The following is a 16015-nucleotide window of genomic DNA, read 5'->3' as shown; positions in this document are numbered from 1 at the left end:
TTATATTACATATAGCCCTGCTCCTTCAAACTAATAAAGCGGTTGTCACCTATTACCAAATGATCGAGTACATCGATGCCCACTAGCTCGCCCGCCTCATAAAGGCGCCGGGTTAGTGCAATATCCTCTGGACTTGGTGTTGGATCACCGCTCGGATGATTGTGGATGCAAATTATGGAAGCACTACTGCACTTCATTGCCGCACGGAATACTTCACGCGGATGTACGAGAGATGCATTAAGCGTTCCAACCGATAATGTTTCCTGTGAGATAACTTGGTTCTTCGTGTTCAGAAACAAGCAGATGAAGTGCTCCTTCTTCAAATAACGGAGCTGTTCCATCATGAGATCTGCTGCATCCGCAGGCTTGCGAATGGTGGGCAGATCGCCCTGCTGGCTTCTGGCCAAACGTCGCCCAAGCTCAATGCCAGCAAGAAGCTGAACCGCTTTGGCGGGTCCGATTCCACGAATGGATGTCATCTCTTCAATACTCATATCAACAAGGCCTCTCAGGCCCCTGCTTTGAATTAGTAACTTTGTGGCAAGCAATACGGCGGACTCTCGCTGTGTGCCCGTCCGAAGTAATATCGCAAGCAATTCCGCGTGACTTAAGGCTTCTGCCCCAACCATCATCATGCGCTCTCTAGGTCTGTCTTCGCTGGGGACATCTTTCAGCACATACGACTGCGCTTCCATGTCCTTCCCTGCCTTCTATAATGAATCTGTTGAGACAATCTTCGTGTGAGCAAATCTTTCAGAGGACCTCAACGTCAAAGGAGGCTAGCATGTCCGATAATAGCGACAACGGCAGTCCAACAACGTTGAAATAACAACCGTCAATACGATCGACGATTGTGGCCCCCAGCCCCTGAATGGCGTAGCTGCCAGCCTTGTCCATAGGCTCGCCCGAAGCGACATAACGCTCGATTCTCTCCTGGCTAAGCGGCTTCATCGTTACTCGAGTCATGCGATGCGCTATAAGCTGCCGTCCACTTGAGGTTTCTACACAAGCTATACCTGAATAGACCTCATGTTGATTGCCTTGAAGCTTCGTTAGCATAGCTATTGCATCTGCTTGATCAACGGGTTTCCCCATCACCTCGCCTTCCCATACTACGATTGTATCGGCACCTATGACCAACGAGTGGGAGGCATGTTCATCATTTATCATTCTATCAACGGCTGCAAGCGCCTTGCGAAGTCCGAGCTGCTCGACAATTTGTGACGGCACCCAATCCGCAGGCGTTTGTTCATCCGCATCAGTCGACAAAATGAGAACCGGCAAGGAAAGGTCAAGTGAAGCGACCAATTCCCGCCGGCGTGGAGAAGATGAAGCCAGAACAAGCTGGCGAATGTTTAATGAATTTTTATTGGGTATATTCATCGTAATACGACTCCTTAAAGTAGCATCAGCGGCTCCTTACATTTTTCGGTATAACCAAATCGCAAGGATTAGTCCGATAATGCTCAGTAAGCTCAAATCGATCCGCAAGGTGAAATCATAGCTGAAAACAAGAAAATCTGCAGCTGGCGACCACACAACCTTTGACGTTTGGGTTAGAAACGCAAGGCCTGGGACGGGAGCAAGCCAACGTGACACCAGAGCGCCTGTCAGCAATCCGATTACGATGAATAGGAGCAAAATCCAAAAGTTTTTCTTCATTATCCAACGTCCCTCGCCACAATTTGACACACACCCTCTATTATAACCGTCAAAAAAGGGCTTTACAATGCATCCATAGACACAAACCATACTTTCTGAGTAAAGATAGCTTCCATGAGAGCAGTCTGCATGGACCATAGATGGGCATTCGCTGGTTTCTTAGCGTATTCAGAAGCTGCTACTACAGCCGTATTTATTAATTGTTCCAGCTTGAGCAAAGCTGTTTTATCTGCTTTATTCACAAGGCCAGCTTCTACTTGAGTGGCTGATTTCGTCCATTTCTGATGAAGATCCGTCCAATTGCTATTTATAGCGGTGCCAGTCGTATTTAATCCACTGAGGGTCATTGTATCTAATTGTTTGATTAATGCAGCGGTCTGGTCGAAAAAGCTCTCCACTGTTTTTTTATTCCCGGTGAAAGCCAGCTGACTCAAAGCCGGCAAGTCTATTTGCTTCACATACACATCCATGTCCGTCAGAGTTTGTCCAAGCGCCTGCACTTCATTCCGTTCTGTCGACATACCTACATATACGCGATAATCATCCGGCGTTGTCAAAGAAGCTGCTGCCAAGCCTTTGTTATTCAATTCGTTTACCGCAGCAGTCAATCCTTCTTTATTGCTAAACACCCCATATTGCAGCATATAATACGTAACCGATGGCACTTGGACCTTTATCAATGAAGCAGATCCGCTCTTCGTGTTTGTACTGCTATCTGTCCCAGTCACTCCAACGGAATTATCTGAATTGGTTTTATTAGCAGCTGCACCCGTTACTGTTGAAGAAGCTCCATCCTTCGTTGTCGTCGCCGTACCACCAGGATTCGTGATCGAATCACCAAGTTTAGACTCTGCTGGATTCGAAGGAGTCGTTGCAGAATTGCTTGTAAATAGTGCCAGCACAAAATACCCAAAGAGCGCGCCCGTAACAATTGCCGCGGTCACTGATGCGAACACTTTATACCATGAAGGACCCCTGGAAGGCCGATAATTCGTTGCGGTCTTGAAGGCGCCTAGCCCCTTTGACGTCCGTACATCTGTTGAATCCATTTCATACCGTTCATCTTCATTGATATCGACAATGGGGTAGGCTTGCGTGTGGATGATCGTATCGCGAATATCCCTCTCATCACCTAGCTGTATATGATCATTCCATTCCTCTTCCCGTAATTGTGTGTGTGGATGACTTGTTTCCCTATTGAGAGGCTTTGGATTAGAGGGTATGGCTGCTGTAGGTGGATTTATTGTGGAGGGCTTACTCTGCGGCTTGCGATCTGTATCCCGAATAAGCTGCTCTAAGGCATGAGCGTCATTTTGAAAAGGACTATTCCAAGCTCCGATTTCCGAAGTAAACTTCATTTCTTCTTGAAAAAAAGGCACGACATTTGACTTGTTCGAACGTTCCGTCTCTGATGGCTTTTGTTCTGTTCGTGAGCCATCTTGTTTGTCAAATCGGTACGTAATGCGCGCTTTTGAATTCATATCATTCTCTCCTTGTCCACATACTCTAGTAAAGTCTATGAACAATCTAAGAGATTTATACCTTTTTCCTCCATTCTCTTGTTTCTCGATTGCACCAATAATGCTTCATTCCTCTATTGCGAGGCCCTTCTCTTCACACCATTCGATAACTAATTCCTTTACCTTTTTCCCTTTGAATTCATACCATTGTTCTTCGACGTCATGTTCCCTGATCCCGTCCTTAAATCTTCTAAATGCCCCTCTTCCTTGAATAGCTCCAAACAATTCTTCTTGAACCTCAACTTCGCTTAATGTTCCGATAAATTCTTCTATTATTTCATACTCATGGTATTCATTTCTTAGTGTGAAATCCAGATAAGCCTCGTTTTCATCCTCTATAATTTCTATTGCTTTTTCAATGTTCTCTCGTTGCCAATCCGGATATTTATTAAGAGGCTCTTCATCTTCAGCCGCTCTTATCTCTTCACTTGTTAATGTGATAACTTCTCCTGTCTGGGTGTTTATATATGTAAAGGTCTCGTCCATTTGCATATCAATTTCATTAATTAGATCCTCTAATTTCACCGCTACTTTTTTCTTCATTTTATCCCTTCCCTTTCTACCTCGATTAATCAAGCCAATGTATCTTTACATTTGTAATTATTTCTTCTTCATAATTATATTCTGGTAGTGCATCGTGAACATCTTTTACAAAGTTATACTCCTGGCCGTCGTTCCCATTTGTAAATGTGATATTGTAGTGACGAACTTTCCCCATAACAATGGCAATTTGATATGTTGTAAATGTATTGGTTATCCCTCCGCTTCCAGTAATCTCTTCTTCTAGTTCATCAATAGAATTGAATTGTTTAATGAACATATCTCCATTGTGACCAATATAATCAAAAATTAAATAATCTCCTGTAATTATTTCTTGTCCCGTTAATGGATTTTCCCTATCTCTAAAATAAAAAACGGATTCGTCAAGATTTAGAGGGTTTCGTAATGCACTATTATTGGTGCCAATAATATCTATTGTTTTGTACAAATATGCAAGGGTTTGCTTCATATGTTCATCTGATTGTTTTGTTTCTTTTAGAAATGAGTGAATTGCAATTTGTATCGCAATATCACTCAATTTATATTGATTCATTAATTATTATCCTTTCAAGGGAATTTTGTATAACGTCTAACAAAAAGAGGAGATGCCATTAACGTTAGCCGGGGTAGAACGTCACTGTCCGTGGGACATAACTCATCCATGCTGTAAAAATGCCTTTTCGAAGCTAGAATCACTAAACCTTTAATAGGGTAAGCAACATCTTGATGAACATGAAAATTGGAGCTTTCATAAATCGTTCCGCCCGTTGGTTTGATTAATCCACTTGTTAATGCGCAACTTAAGCATTCGACTTCTATCGCTCTTCCGTCAGCCAATGTAATATGCCTTGGCATACTTCGCCTCTTGGTTTTAAATAAGATACGACTCTTTCGAAAACCCTCTGGCAGACCAAGGCTCCGTAGGAGCCGCAGCGAACGGTGTTAAGAGATGTTACCGCCTTCTTCGAATTCACTTTCAAACTTGTCTCTTATATTTCTTATCCACTGTTATTTACCGGTCAGAGTTCTTATCTTCATTCCCTTTGTTCTTTCCATTAAAATCTTCTAATTCTTTTTCATTTTCCTTATTTAGATCACTTAAATCACTTGCTTCTTGTGATTGTTTTAGTTCTTGTTCTAACTCTTTTTCGATTTCTTCGTTTTTCATATTAAATTCATCCTTATCCTCGATACCTAATTTCTCTTTAATTCTTTGTAGATCATCAAATATTCGTTTATTCCTTTGATGTGTACTAAATACTAATCCAAAAATGATCGCTATTAACAGTAGTCCTCCGAATGGTCCGATTACTACCGTAAAACCAATTGCTAAAATTATTGCAAGTATAGTTCCTAATATAGTCATTTATCCCTTCCTCTCCTCTCTCAAAATATCCATTGCAAGTTGCCTTATATAGCTTTTCGATTTCGATTTTTATATGGTTTTAATATTGTGGTAATTTCACTTAACGTTCTTGTATTCACGAACCCGAGAGCCTTAAGTGAGCGTTAGCATACGGGTCGTCAAACATTCAAATTCTTTGTCTCCACTTTATTTCAAATTGGCTTTCTATATTAGCCTTGGCTGCTTCAAGCGTAGCCCCTTCCGCCGAACCAATAGCGGAAGGGGCTTTTCCTTTGTCTGGAAAAGCCCCTACTTTAAATAGTGCACTCACTTTTACACTATAACCTTTGAAGACAAAGTTTACGCCGTTGCCGTTTCCACCTATTAAGCAGAGGAATCATGCGTGTATCCTTTGTTCATATTTCGCCCTCAGGCGCTTCATATCTTCTCTAGGCGGAAAACCAAACATACGAGAATATTCACGACTGAATTGGGATGCACTTTCATAGCCTACCCGGAAAGCCACATCTGCGGCATCCGCTGACTCGGATAATAAAAGGCGCCGAGCTTCCTGCAATCTCAGATGTTTTTGAAACTGAATAGGGCTCATAGCGGTTACTTCTTTAAAGTGTCTGTGAAACGTAGAAACACCCATACTGGCTATTTCTGCAAGCTCTTCGATTCGCAAAGGCTCATCACTGTGATTGATAATTTGTTCGATTGCCTCCCTGATTCGATAGGTGCTGCTTCCTTCCATCGCGATTTGTGCCAGTGTAACTCCATACTGTCCTTGCAAAAGCTTATATAGAATCTCCTTTGTGTAGATAGGAGCCAGGAACGGAATGTCTTTAGGACTATCCAGCAAACGAGCTAATCTGAGTATCGCATCCAGAATAGATAAATCCATCTGTCCGACAAACATAGCTCGCTTTGCATTTTCCTGCGGGGTGATTTGAATTTGAGAATCCTGTAAAACCTCTAAAATTTGATTCTGTGTAAATTCAAGTTTCAAACTCAAATATGGAGCATCGGGAGAAGCTTTTATTACATGACCGATCACCGGCAAGTTCATGGAGGATATAAGATAATTTGTAGGGCCGTACTCAAACAACTCTTGTGCCAGCAATACCTCCTTCATACCTTGAGCAATGAAACATAAGGCTGGCTTGTAAACTCTGTAGACTGGCTCGATCACATTAGAGAGGCGAATTAATATTAAAGATGGGATAGCGGTCTCGTAACCTCCATCTTCACCCGAATGACGCTCAATCAGTTTGGTGAGCTCATCCTGCTGTTCAGATATGGATCCAGACATTATTTCCTCCCTCCTTGCCCCTTTGTCCTTGATAATTTCATTATAAAACAACATTCGTCTGTTGCGAAAGTGGTAGTGAGAGGATTAGGCAATCATTAGAGACGATTGGGATAACGGTCTCTTTTTCAATTGCTGCATAATAAGAATAGCTTTAAGGGACATGATACGAAGAAAGGAAGATGAATCGTGCAAAAGCGTCAATTGGGCGACCTGGAGGTTTCTGCGATCGGGCTCGGTTGCATGGGAATGAGCTACGGCTATGGTCCGGCTTCGGACAAGAGAGAAATGGTCTCGCTTATCTATGCAGCGATAGATCGTGGCGTTACGTTCTTTGATACAGCCGAAGTGTACGGACCCTACATGAACGAAGAACTCATAGGGGAAGCACTCCTTCCTTTTCGGAATCAGGTGGTTATTGCGACCAAGTTCGGCTTCGATATTCAAGATGAAAAGCAGGCAGGGATGAATAGTCGGCCTGAGCATATCAAGAAAGTGGTAGAGGGCTCGCTGAAAAGGCTGAAAGTCGAAGCCATTGACCTATATTACCAGCATCGAGTTGATCCGGCCGTGCCGATCGAGGAGGTTGCGGGAGCTGTTAAAGATCTGATCGAGGAAGGTAAGGTTAAGCATTGGGGACTTTCCGAGGCCAGCGTAAAGACGATTCGTCGTGCGCACGCCGCTCATCCGCTCACCGCAGTCCAGAGTGAATACTCCATGATGTGGAGAAGTCCTGAAAAAGAACTGTTGCCCACGCTCGAGGAACTCGGAATCGGCTTTGTTCCGTTTAGCCCGCTGGGTAAGGGTCTCCTTACCGGAAATATTGATAAGAACGCAACTTTCGTTAACACCGATTTCCGTAGCATTGTTCCTCGCTTTCAACCGGAGAATATCGAAGCTAATCAGGTTTTGGTCCAGCTGATAATGAAAATTGCTGCAGGGAAAAACACTACTCCAGCTCAAATCGCACTGGCATGGGTGCTTGCCCAGAAATCATGGATTGTTCCGATCCCTGGCACGCGCAAATTGGAGCGCCTGGAAGAAAATCTTGGTGCAGCGAATGTCGACCTGATTCCCAAGGAAATAACGGATTTGAACGATGCGCTCTCGAAGATCGAGATTTCGGGAGATCGCTATCCTGCAGAATACGAAAAAAGAATCGACAAATAGGAAATCTACATTGAAAGAAGGGATAATAAATGTCAGATTCAAAAGAACTTACGGTCGCCCAGAAAATGATGGGAGATTTCGCACCAAAAATTGTTGAATTAACTGATGACGTTTTATTCGGAGACATATGGAGACGGAAGGAGCTTTCTCCGCGCGATCGAAGCCTAATTACCGTATCTAGCTTAATTACTGGCGGAAATACGCAGCAGTTGAAATCCCATTTAAACTTGGCAAAACAAAATGGTCTTTCAGAAGAGGAACTAATTGAAATCATGACCCATCTTGCTTTTTATGCCGGTTGGCCGAAGGCCATGACTGCCCTTACGGTGGCCAAAGAAATATTCTCGAAAGAAAAATAAAACAACAAATAGGATGTGTTGCGGTATGTCTAATATTCAAGATCAAGTTGTCATTATTACGGGTGCCTCTAGCGGAATTGGAGAAGCTACTGCCAAAGAACTCGCGTCTAAAGGTGCGAAGTTGGTGTTAGCCGCTCGTCGTGAAGATCGTTTAGAGACGCTACAAGAAGAGATTCAAAATCATGGCGGGCAAGCGATTTATAAAGTAACCGATGTGACTTCAAATGAACAAATGGAAGAGCTCGCCGAGTTTGCGCTTCAAACGTTTGGAAAAATCGACGTATTAATCAACAATGCCGGGCTCATGCCCAATTCATTTCTTTATATGAAAAAAATCGATGATTGGAACAAAATGATTGACGTAAATATCAAAGGCGTTCTTTATGGAATTGCGGCTGTTCTTCCTTCCATGAGAGAACGTAAATCAGGTCACATTATTAATATTTCTTCGGTGGCCGGACACTTTGTCGGCGCGGGAAGCGCCATCTATGCCGGAACGAAGTTTGCTGTACGCGCGATTTCCGAAGGACTCCGTAAAGAAGAGTTCGGCAACAATATTCGTTCTACCATTATCTCGCCAGGAATGGTGAAGTCCGAATTAACAGAATCGATCACTGTTAAGGAATTTAAACAGGCAGTTGATCAAATGTATGAAGGGGCAATTGAATCAGAAAGCATTGCACGTGCCATTGCTTTTGCCATTGAACAACCATCTGATGTAGCTATTAACGAGATGATTATTCGCCCTACCAATCAAGAGCGGTAATCATTGCTTAATTACGGTTGAATGAGAGGAACATAGAAAACATGAGTAATTTATCTGAAAGTGTAATCTTCCCGAAAGGTCAAAAAATAACAAATAACTATTTCATTGGGGAAGCCTGGCTTGAAATGCTTGTTCCTTTTGATACTACCTTTAATTGCCCGGTCGGTAATGTAACGTTTGAACCAGGAGCAAGGAATAATTGGCATAAGCATGCCGGTGGCCAAATTCTGCTTGTAACTAGTGGCATCGGATATTATCAGGAAGAAGGTAAGCCAGTACAAGTGCTTCACGAAGGTGATGTTGTAAAGATCGCTCCGAACGTAAAACATTGGCATGGCGCTAATCCTGATAGTTGGTTTTCACATATTGCGATAAGCACAAATGTCCATAGGGGAGACACCGAATGGTTGAAACCCGTAACGGATGAAGAATACAACAATTTAAATAAAGCTTAGTAGACTCTAAGAAACGGCATCCAAATCCATGGCTGCCGTTTTGTCAACGAACGGTTTTCTACTTGATTATACTACAACAAATTCCGCTCTACTTGTGATACCGTTCTCCATAACATCTATAGAGCGAAATCTAAGGGGCATCCGAATGGATGCCCTTTGGTTCAATTCACTCGCCTTTTGGGGATGCTAAAGATTGCTCTTGTAGGTTTTTTTTACATTTTATTAGTAAAATTGCGGTCCCCACTACTTCCAAATAATTCGAATGAAAAAGAGCCGCGTCTCGGTCCACCCAAGGCCCGGCTTGCTCCTTCAATACATATGTGAGTAAGTGACTTGTACTTATTCTTCCTCCACAGTAATTGGGTTGACAGCAAAGAGGGAATGAATATTACCATCAGGATCCGCGAAGGATCCCGTTGTATGCTCCCAAGACATTGACATCGGCTCCGTAATCGATATGGCTCCCTTCGAGACGAAATCACCATAAATCAGACGGACGGCTTCTGGAGATTCACATTGAAAATTAAATTCAAAAGCTTGCCCCTTGCGCTCTTCTATAAAGGAATAATGATCGTTCGTATTATCAGCCATTAATGACTTGGCACAAATCGCGAAGCGAACTCCGTCATTTTTAAATTCAACATAATGACCTTCCTCAACAACGGTATTAAATCCAAGCACCTCACAATAAAATCTCCCCAATCGGGAAACATCATCCGACAATACGTTCGTAACAGCACAGAAGGCCGTCGAATTACTCGCGGCCTAGTGTCGGTAATTCTATTGAGACAATTTACTCTTTAGGAAGGCGAACAGCGATGACCGAACGAGCCTTATCGGTGCGCAGATAGGCCTTGAGTTCTGACCATTACTGCTCGAAAAAAAACTAAATATTTCGTTCCTCATACTCAAAGGGTTCTTCACAAGAGTAAATTTCATGAAATAAGGGCAACTTATCCAACATCGAATTTTCGATCTTGGTCTCGGATAGTCCAATTAAGGAATAGCGGTTTGAAGGTATGCCTATACTACCCATAAGTAAGTGTCTACCACCTTTAGTGTTTTTTGTATGATAGCTCTGATGAGAGGATTCTTCAAGTACTTTTACGCATAAAGAAAAGCCCAAGCTTTATCATCCGCTTGGGCTTTGTCTTGCAATATTATCGGTAAATACGACTCTTATAACGCTACTCCCTTACCAGCGACACATAGCACTCTATATGTGAGGACTACCGAGCGTTGCACAATTCCCCAAAAATAAAACCGCCAAACGGTCGGCATACCTTACATGAATTACCATCAAGCGAGCAGTTCGAGAATTTCTGACGTACCCTCAAAACGATAATAAATCTTAACCGTGCTATCCTTCGACACCACGATCTTCTCAATAAACCCATACTGTACAACTTCGTATTACGCGGAAACTCGTCGGAAAGTGTTACCAGGGAACTGGAAATATCAGTTCAAAGACTCTGTCGAAATCGTCTTGCATCCGTTGAATAATGCGAAATCCTGGAAACAACTGTCTAAGGCTGTTCGCAATTGCTTTGTTGGCTTTATGCCGCACTCGTACCAGATGTTTTTAACAACGAGCGTCCTGGATTTTCGCTCCGCGATTACCTCAGCTCGTCCAATGAGGCTTTCTCCGTATAATAGAGGCAGCACATAATAGCCGAACTTCCGTTTGATTGCAGGCTTATAAATCTCCCAAGTGTAATCGAATCCAAACAATTCGTTGATCAGTTTTCTATCCCATATGAAATTATCTAGAGGGGCAATCAGCTCGCAGCGCAATTTCGGCGCCGGATTTTGCAGGACGGCTTCAATAAGCGGCAAATCCTCCGCGCGGCAGTACAGTGTATCCTTCATTTGTTCCACGGCAACAGCAACAATGCGAGCTTCGTGCAACAGCTGGCTGAAAACCTCGTTGCGCTGCTCCGCTTTCAATCCCCATATGTTCAGCCAGGCATCGGATGCGCGATTCCATAAAAGGCCAACAGCGCCGATTCGACGCAGTACCCGCCACTTATGATGCTCAAGCTCGCCCTTCAACGGCTCCGGCGCATTCAGCAGATTTGGCTGTATGTACTTCCCGGCGATATCGTAATATTTACGCGTTCCTTTTTTGTGATGGATAATCAACTCGCCTGTCGAGTACATCTGCTCCAGCACCGACCGGGATGAATTGTTTCCGCTGCTCCAGTGGATGACCGATTGCCAAGTGAAATTTCCATCCAATTTTAGATCATCCGAACTTAGCACACCGTGATTTTGGATGTGAGCCAGCACTTGCTCTGCCAACGCTTCCATTTCGGGATAGCGCTTCGCATGTTGTCGGGCAGCCTGCCTGTACCGCTCAAAGTACGGCCAGTCCTCGACAGGGATAATAGCCAGATTCTTGTCGGGATAATCAACCAGGAATCTATCTTTATACAGCAACTCGTCGAGCATGTTCTTGGTAAATCCTCTGATTCGCGACTGCAGCACCAGTTCGGCGTTTTTTCCGCAAACATCGATGGGATCGTATTGAATACAACCGACCTGTCGCACAAAATCCAATACTCCCTGCTTTCCGGTAAATTGATATTCGCCCAACAGCCCGTGCTTCAATAACAGAAACTGCCGTGCCTGGCGGTTTGTTAATTGGATCATGTTCGCACCTACCTCTAGTTTAGTACAGTGGAGGATCGAGGGGAAAATAAAAACGAAGGCGTGAAGGGGAATTTGTTCACGTACTCGCTGAGGGTGTTTCTTGTACTTTTTATTGACTGGCTGAGTCCAATGCAATACCGAACTCAAACCAACCAATCAGCCGCATATTAAAAACTCTAACTTTAAGGAGTCACTACCAAGGAAGACATCTATTCGTTATTGCATTTCTTTTGTTGGACCCATCACAGGAGGTACTGGTAAGCCTGCTTGACGTAATAGCACCATCATTTGGCCGCGGTGATGTGTTTGGTGGTCAATTAAGAAACGTAATAATGCGCCTTTTGTTGCAAGACTTTCTAAGCCTGTTTCTGTTAGCAAGTCCTCATTTGATAGCTTGGCTACCTCTTCCTTGACCGCCTCTGCTGCTTTTTCGTAAGCTGCTACAATTTCTCTTGCTGTCGCTGGAACTGGTTCATCTTGACCAATCATTGGTACAGTTAAACCTGCTAAATGACTAAAATAACCTGTTGTTTCTACTAAATGCCAGCCTAACCAACCTAGTGTACTATGCCCTTCCAAAATACTTTGTCCTAATTTGTCATCTGTTACGGCTTGTAATACTTGCAATGTCCCTTTCACAGCCACTGCCCATTCCTTTAAAAAATCATCCACTTGTCGATACATCCAAACTCCTCCTCTATCATTCACGTCTCTTTTATCATACAAAATATTTGCTCAAAAGAAAAGGAAAAAACAAACATATGTTCTCGTTAAAAAATGCGTACAAAAAAACATCTGTATCCGCTAAACTTGAGAATACCATCAAACAGGTTAGCGAGGTATATAGATGCACGATCATTCTATTAAACATTTATGCGATTTACCACAAGTAAAAATTATCACAATAGAACGTTTAAAAAATGCAGACGAAATATTAAGTGCGGGGTTTCTTGAACGTTTGATTTTGACAGATAATCAATTGAAAAGGTATCTCTACTATGCAAATAAGCAAAATTCCATCTTTAAATGGAAACACCTAATAAGAGATAATTTTATTTTTGTTAGGTGTTTTTTAGGAGGGCAATACCATAAGACCTCATAGATTGTCTTTTAAGGTATGTGTAGCAATGGAGACAAATCATCCACCAAGCATGAATTAAATTAGGAGTTTTTATATTTTTAAAAGTAGGGTTTTTATTCCATGTAACTTGTAGATATCCTTAGCGTCCAATTTAAATGGATTAAAAAGGGATATTATGTGTTTAATCTACAGATATAGCTACTATCAAGCACAATTTCATTCCTAATCGTGTGTACCATCACTTGTGGTATGGTTCACCGTAGTTGATTTTAAACTATCCTGCTTAGCAAGAAATCAACATAAACTTTAACCAAGTCTTTCAAGAAACTAAAAGCCCAAGCGATGTGTCCACTTGGGTATAATGAGATATTACATTCAGGTAAATGTGGCGTTATATCAATGCTTTCTCACTACCGACACACAGCACTTCACAAGATTCGAGTGCTGTGACCTACGTACCTACTGTCACTTTTAGCATTGCTGCTTCAACTTTTAACTCAACTCTTTGCTGTACCAGCATGCGCGATACGCATCTCCGTGCTGTCTGTAACGGCAAGATTTAGGACCATCCTTTTGCAGGATGGCCCATTCTTTGATTTCGCATCTTTTTTGCAAATAGAACAAGTGGATCGATTCCTCCAAATCGCACTTTTGCTTACTTTAATATTCTCTTTTAATAACAAAAAACGAGCCCCGAATTGTTCCAGCTAGTTTAGACTTCTGCCTAGCAAACTTAAACTTCCCTTCTAACTCCTTTGGTACCTCCATCCCCTCAGAAAGCTTAAAACCAACAGCCCGCTTCTTAGGGTCATCAACCGTATACATGACATTGATCCCAAGACCATCCTCATAAAATACGTAGGTAAATTGGATGTTTTCCACTTGAAAACGCGACGTTTCTAAAGGTTTGGCCGCAAACGTAATATCACGTTCTTTCAAAATGCGGTTCACATAATCAAGATTCTCCTGACTTTCGCTAGCTGGAACAACCGTAAATTCATGTTTGTATTTGTTCATAAAGTAACGGGCTTCATTGGCACGTAAACCAGCAAGCGCTTCTGCTACAGGTGAAGACTCTAAACCTACCGTAGACACATTTTTAAAATCAACGATATACGACATTTTCATCCCTCGTTTTCTCTCATTATTCCCCAACAACATAAATTAATCTTCTTTATCTACCAATATATTATACCAAAAATGATTCAATATAAACGTTCACGTTTTGGATATGATAAACCCCGTTGATTCCCCCAAATAAAATTTGCCTCATTTATGATAAGATTCACCGTAACGGAGCTATCGGCGAAATCAAAGGGTACCCTCGAGAGTTCCATGGAGTCTCGTGGAGGCAACAAAGTCTCAAACGTGTTCAATCCCAGACATCAGAAAAGGAATGGCCGACTTGATAAATTCTTCCGGCGATAATTCCTTACGATTTCTCCTCCACTCCACAGAAGCACCATAAACGCCCCAACTTAAAATGACAGCTGTAATTTTTAGAGATTCATCCTCTTCTGTTGTATGTTGTTTTCGCAACATTCCATAGAAAATGATTTCAAGTTGTTCCCTAATAATACGGGCTATGGTCTCATCATATCCTCTATGACACCGACTGGATAACGCTCTTTGAAAATCCGTTATGGCCACGAAGATATCAATAATCGATGCTTCATTTAGTTCCCTTCTCTCGAAGTCTATGGCATTCAAATTTATCAATAAAACTTCCGATAATACCTTGTCCAACAAGTCATATATATCTTCAAAGTGATAATAGAACGTTGCGCGATTAATATTAGCCTCTGTCGTAATATCCTTAACGGTAATATCCTTGAATTCTTTTTTCCCTGAAAGTTCAATAAAAGAGTCCATGATTAACTTACGAGTTCTTAAAATTCGGGGATCTGTCTTTGATTGAGTCATATCATGTCCCTCCACTTTTTAAACAATTGTATCAATGTGTTGCATAAACGACAAATGGAATGATCTATTGGTGTTCCGATCGATTAATTATGGCTAGAATTTGATTGTAAAACAAAGCGAAGCAAAGTTTCTAGTAACGCTTGTTTATGACACTTCAAGGAGGCAACAATCATGGTAAATGAGGATAAACGAATGGCGAACGATAATCATATGATTTGTGATTTAGAAACAGGTGTATGTGGAGTAGCTGGGGAGGAAGAAATGGAGATGATCGATTTTAATCAACCCCAAAAATCCATTGAAGTGTATTATGTAACGGATCCAATTTGCTCTCACTGCTGGGCGCTTGATCCTGTTCTTCGTCGTTTTAAAGAGCAGTATGGACATTATTTCAACTTTCATACGGTTATGGGTGGATTGCTGGAAAAATGGAGTGATGAGCCTGTCGACCCACGTAACGGAATATCAGGACCTGCTGACGTCTTCGGCCACTGGAGAGAGGTTGGAGAATATTCTCGCATGCCGATTGACGGTTCACTGATGCTCGACAATCCGGTCCAATCCTCCTTCCCGCCTTCTCGTGTATTTAAAGTGATTCAGAAAAATTATAACGATGCATTAGCCTATGATTACTTAAGACGATCACGAGAAGCTCTGTTCGCATTTAATCGAAATATCGCCGATGAATCCATCATGATAGACATCGTAAATCAGCTTGGACTTGATGGAGAAGCTATTGTAAAAGATGCCGAACAACAAACCGGCCAACAATTATTGAATGAAGATTTTAGTCTCGCTAGAAGCCTTGGAGCTAGAGGTTTCCCGACGATCATTATGATCAACAAGAAAAATAAAGGATTTAAAATCGTAGGTAGTCGTCCGTTTGAGTCCTATGTTGAGGGCCTACAGCAAATTCTAAATACGGAAGAAATACAACCAAAACAACAACCATCCCTTTCTAACTTGCTTGAAAAAGAAAAGCTATTATTTTCTAAAGAAATTGAAGTTATGTATGATATTGAAAAGTCGGAAATCAACACTTTTGTTGAAAAAGAACTTTCACCAAGCAGTTATCAAGTGAAGGAACTTCTAGGGGAATCCTATTTTACAATCACGAAATAATAATGAAGAAAACCTTGAAAATTAATGAAAGTGAAATCAAAAGAAAAGGAGCCGCTTAAGTGCTGCTCCTTTTCTTTTGGCATAAAAATTGGACAAAACTCATGCATA

At 42.0% G+C, this 16015-nt stretch carries 18 protein-coding genes and 1 pseudogene; 5 read left to right on the top strand and 14 right to left on the bottom strand.

The window, feature by feature from the left end:
• Nucleotides 1-5: 5 nt before the first annotated feature.
• From radC to EKN16_RS02855, 9 genes and pseudogenes are all read right to left on the bottom strand, one after another.
• Entirely contained in the window at nt 6-695 is a 690-nt protein-coding gene (radC, locus tag EKN16_RS02895; protein WP_125653623.1) for a RadC family protein, read from the bottom strand.
• A 58-nt stretch (nt 696-753) separates the two neighbouring features.
• Nucleotides 754-1383, bottom strand: coding sequence for a Maf family protein (locus EKN16_RS02890; protein ID WP_125653622.1), 630 nt, complete (start codon nt 1381-1383; stop codon nt 754-756).
• 36 nt (nt 1384-1419) lie between these two features.
• Nucleotides 1420-1662, bottom strand: a complete 243-nt coding sequence (locus EKN16_RS02885) for a DUF4321 domain-containing protein (RefSeq protein WP_125653621.1) — start codon at nt 1660-1662, stop codon at nt 1420-1422.
• Nucleotides 1663-1724: 62 nt separating this feature from the next.
• On the bottom strand, nt 1725-3143 hold the full coding sequence (locus tag EKN16_RS02880) for an SPOR domain-containing protein (RefSeq protein WP_125653620.1): 1419 nt from the start codon (nt 3141-3143) through the stop codon (nt 1725-1727).
• A gap of 105 nt (nt 3144-3248) precedes the next feature.
• Nucleotides 3249-3725 carry a UPF0158 family protein gene (locus EKN16_RS02875; RefSeq protein ID WP_125653619.1) on the bottom strand — a complete coding sequence of 159 codons (477 nt, stop codon included), beginning with the start codon at nt 3723-3725 and terminating at the stop codon, nt 3249-3251.
• A 25-nt stretch (nt 3726-3750) separates the two neighbouring features.
• Nucleotides 3751-4275: a hypothetical protein gene (locus EKN16_RS02870; RefSeq protein WP_125653618.1), complete on the bottom strand. Its 525-nt coding sequence runs from the start codon at nt 4273-4275 to the stop codon at nt 3751-3753.
• A gap of 98 nt (nt 4276-4373) precedes the next feature.
• A pseudogene (locus EKN16_RS32815) lies at nt 4374-4577 on the bottom strand (HIT family protein); the annotation flags it as partial.
• A 157-nt stretch (nt 4578-4734) separates the two neighbouring features.
• Nucleotides 4735-5088: a hypothetical protein gene (locus EKN16_RS02860; protein WP_125653617.1), complete on the bottom strand. Its 354-nt coding sequence runs from the start codon at nt 5086-5088 to the stop codon at nt 4735-4737.
• A 376-nt stretch (nt 5089-5464) separates the two neighbouring features.
• Nucleotides 5465-6382 carry an AraC family transcriptional regulator gene (locus EKN16_RS02855; protein ID WP_125653616.1) on the bottom strand — a complete coding sequence of 306 codons (918 nt, stop codon included), beginning with the start codon at nt 6380-6382 and terminating at the stop codon, nt 5465-5467.
• Nucleotides 6383-6568: 186 nt separating this feature from the next.
• Between EKN16_RS02855 and EKN16_RS02850 the strand changes: the two genes are divergently transcribed.
• The 4 genes from EKN16_RS02850 to EKN16_RS02835 are packed head-to-tail and all read left to right on the top strand — an operon-like array spanning nt 6569 to nt 9129.
• Complete coding sequence (locus tag EKN16_RS02850) at nt 6569-7549, top strand: aldo/keto reductase (RefSeq protein WP_179955588.1); 981 nt, start codon at nt 6569-6571, stop codon at nt 7547-7549.
• A gap of 29 nt (nt 7550-7578) precedes the next feature.
• Nucleotides 7579-7908, top strand: a complete 330-nt coding sequence (locus EKN16_RS02845) for a carboxymuconolactone decarboxylase family protein (protein ID WP_125653614.1) — start codon at nt 7579-7581, stop codon at nt 7906-7908.
• 25 nt (nt 7909-7933) lie between these two features.
• Nucleotides 7934-8674, top strand: a complete 741-nt coding sequence (locus tag EKN16_RS02840) for an SDR family oxidoreductase (RefSeq protein ID WP_125653613.1) — start codon at nt 7934-7936, stop codon at nt 8672-8674.
• 41 nt (nt 8675-8715) lie between these two features.
• Nucleotides 8716-9129, top strand: a complete 414-nt coding sequence (locus tag EKN16_RS02835; protein ID WP_125653612.1) for a cupin domain-containing protein — start codon at nt 8716-8718, stop codon at nt 9127-9129.
• A 339-nt stretch (nt 9130-9468) separates the two neighbouring features.
• On the opposite strand, the gene EKN16_RS02830 is transcribed toward EKN16_RS02835, so the two are convergent.
• The 5 genes from EKN16_RS02830 to EKN16_RS02810 all read right to left on the bottom strand — a co-directional run bounded on the left by EKN16_RS02830 (nt 9469) and on the right by EKN16_RS02810 (nt 14785).
• A complete protein-coding gene (locus EKN16_RS02830; protein ID WP_125653611.1) occupies nt 9469-9852 on the bottom strand; it encodes a VOC family protein in 384 nt (127 codons plus the stop codon).
• 735 nt (nt 9853-10587) lie between these two features.
• A complete protein-coding gene (locus EKN16_RS02825) occupies nt 10588-11781 on the bottom strand; it encodes a winged helix-turn-helix domain-containing protein (RefSeq protein ID WP_125653610.1) in 1194 nt (397 codons plus the stop codon).
• Between the two features lie 216 nt (nt 11782-11997).
• Nucleotides 11998-12465: a DinB family protein gene (locus tag EKN16_RS02820; RefSeq protein ID WP_125653609.1), complete on the bottom strand. Its 468-nt coding sequence runs from the start codon at nt 12463-12465 to the stop codon at nt 11998-12000.
• 1057 nt (nt 12466-13522) lie between these two features.
• Complete coding sequence (locus EKN16_RS02815; protein ID WP_125653608.1) at nt 13523-13984, bottom strand: DUF8821 family protein; 462 nt, start codon at nt 13982-13984, stop codon at nt 13523-13525.
• Nucleotides 13985-14224: 240 nt separating this feature from the next.
• A complete protein-coding gene (locus tag EKN16_RS02810) occupies nt 14225-14785 on the bottom strand; it encodes a TetR/AcrR family transcriptional regulator (protein WP_125653607.1) in 561 nt (186 codons plus the stop codon).
• A gap of 171 nt (nt 14786-14956) precedes the next feature.
• Here EKN16_RS02810 and EKN16_RS02805 point away from each other — a divergent pair, with 171 nt between their 5' ends.
• The gene (locus EKN16_RS02805) at nt 14957-15907 is read left to right on the top strand and encodes a DsbA family protein (protein WP_125653606.1); all 951 of its coding nucleotides are present in this window, start codon (nt 14957-14959) and stop codon (nt 15905-15907) included.
• The last annotated feature ends 108 nt before the right edge of the window (nt 15908-16015 follow it).

It is taken from the genome of Paenibacillus baekrokdamisoli (assembly GCF_003945345.1).
Taxonomy (GTDB): Bacteria; Bacillota; Bacilli; order Paenibacillales; family Paenibacillaceae; genus Paenibacillus_Z; species Paenibacillus_Z baekrokdamisoli.
This window is presented reverse-complemented; position numbering and strand designations above follow the sequence as displayed.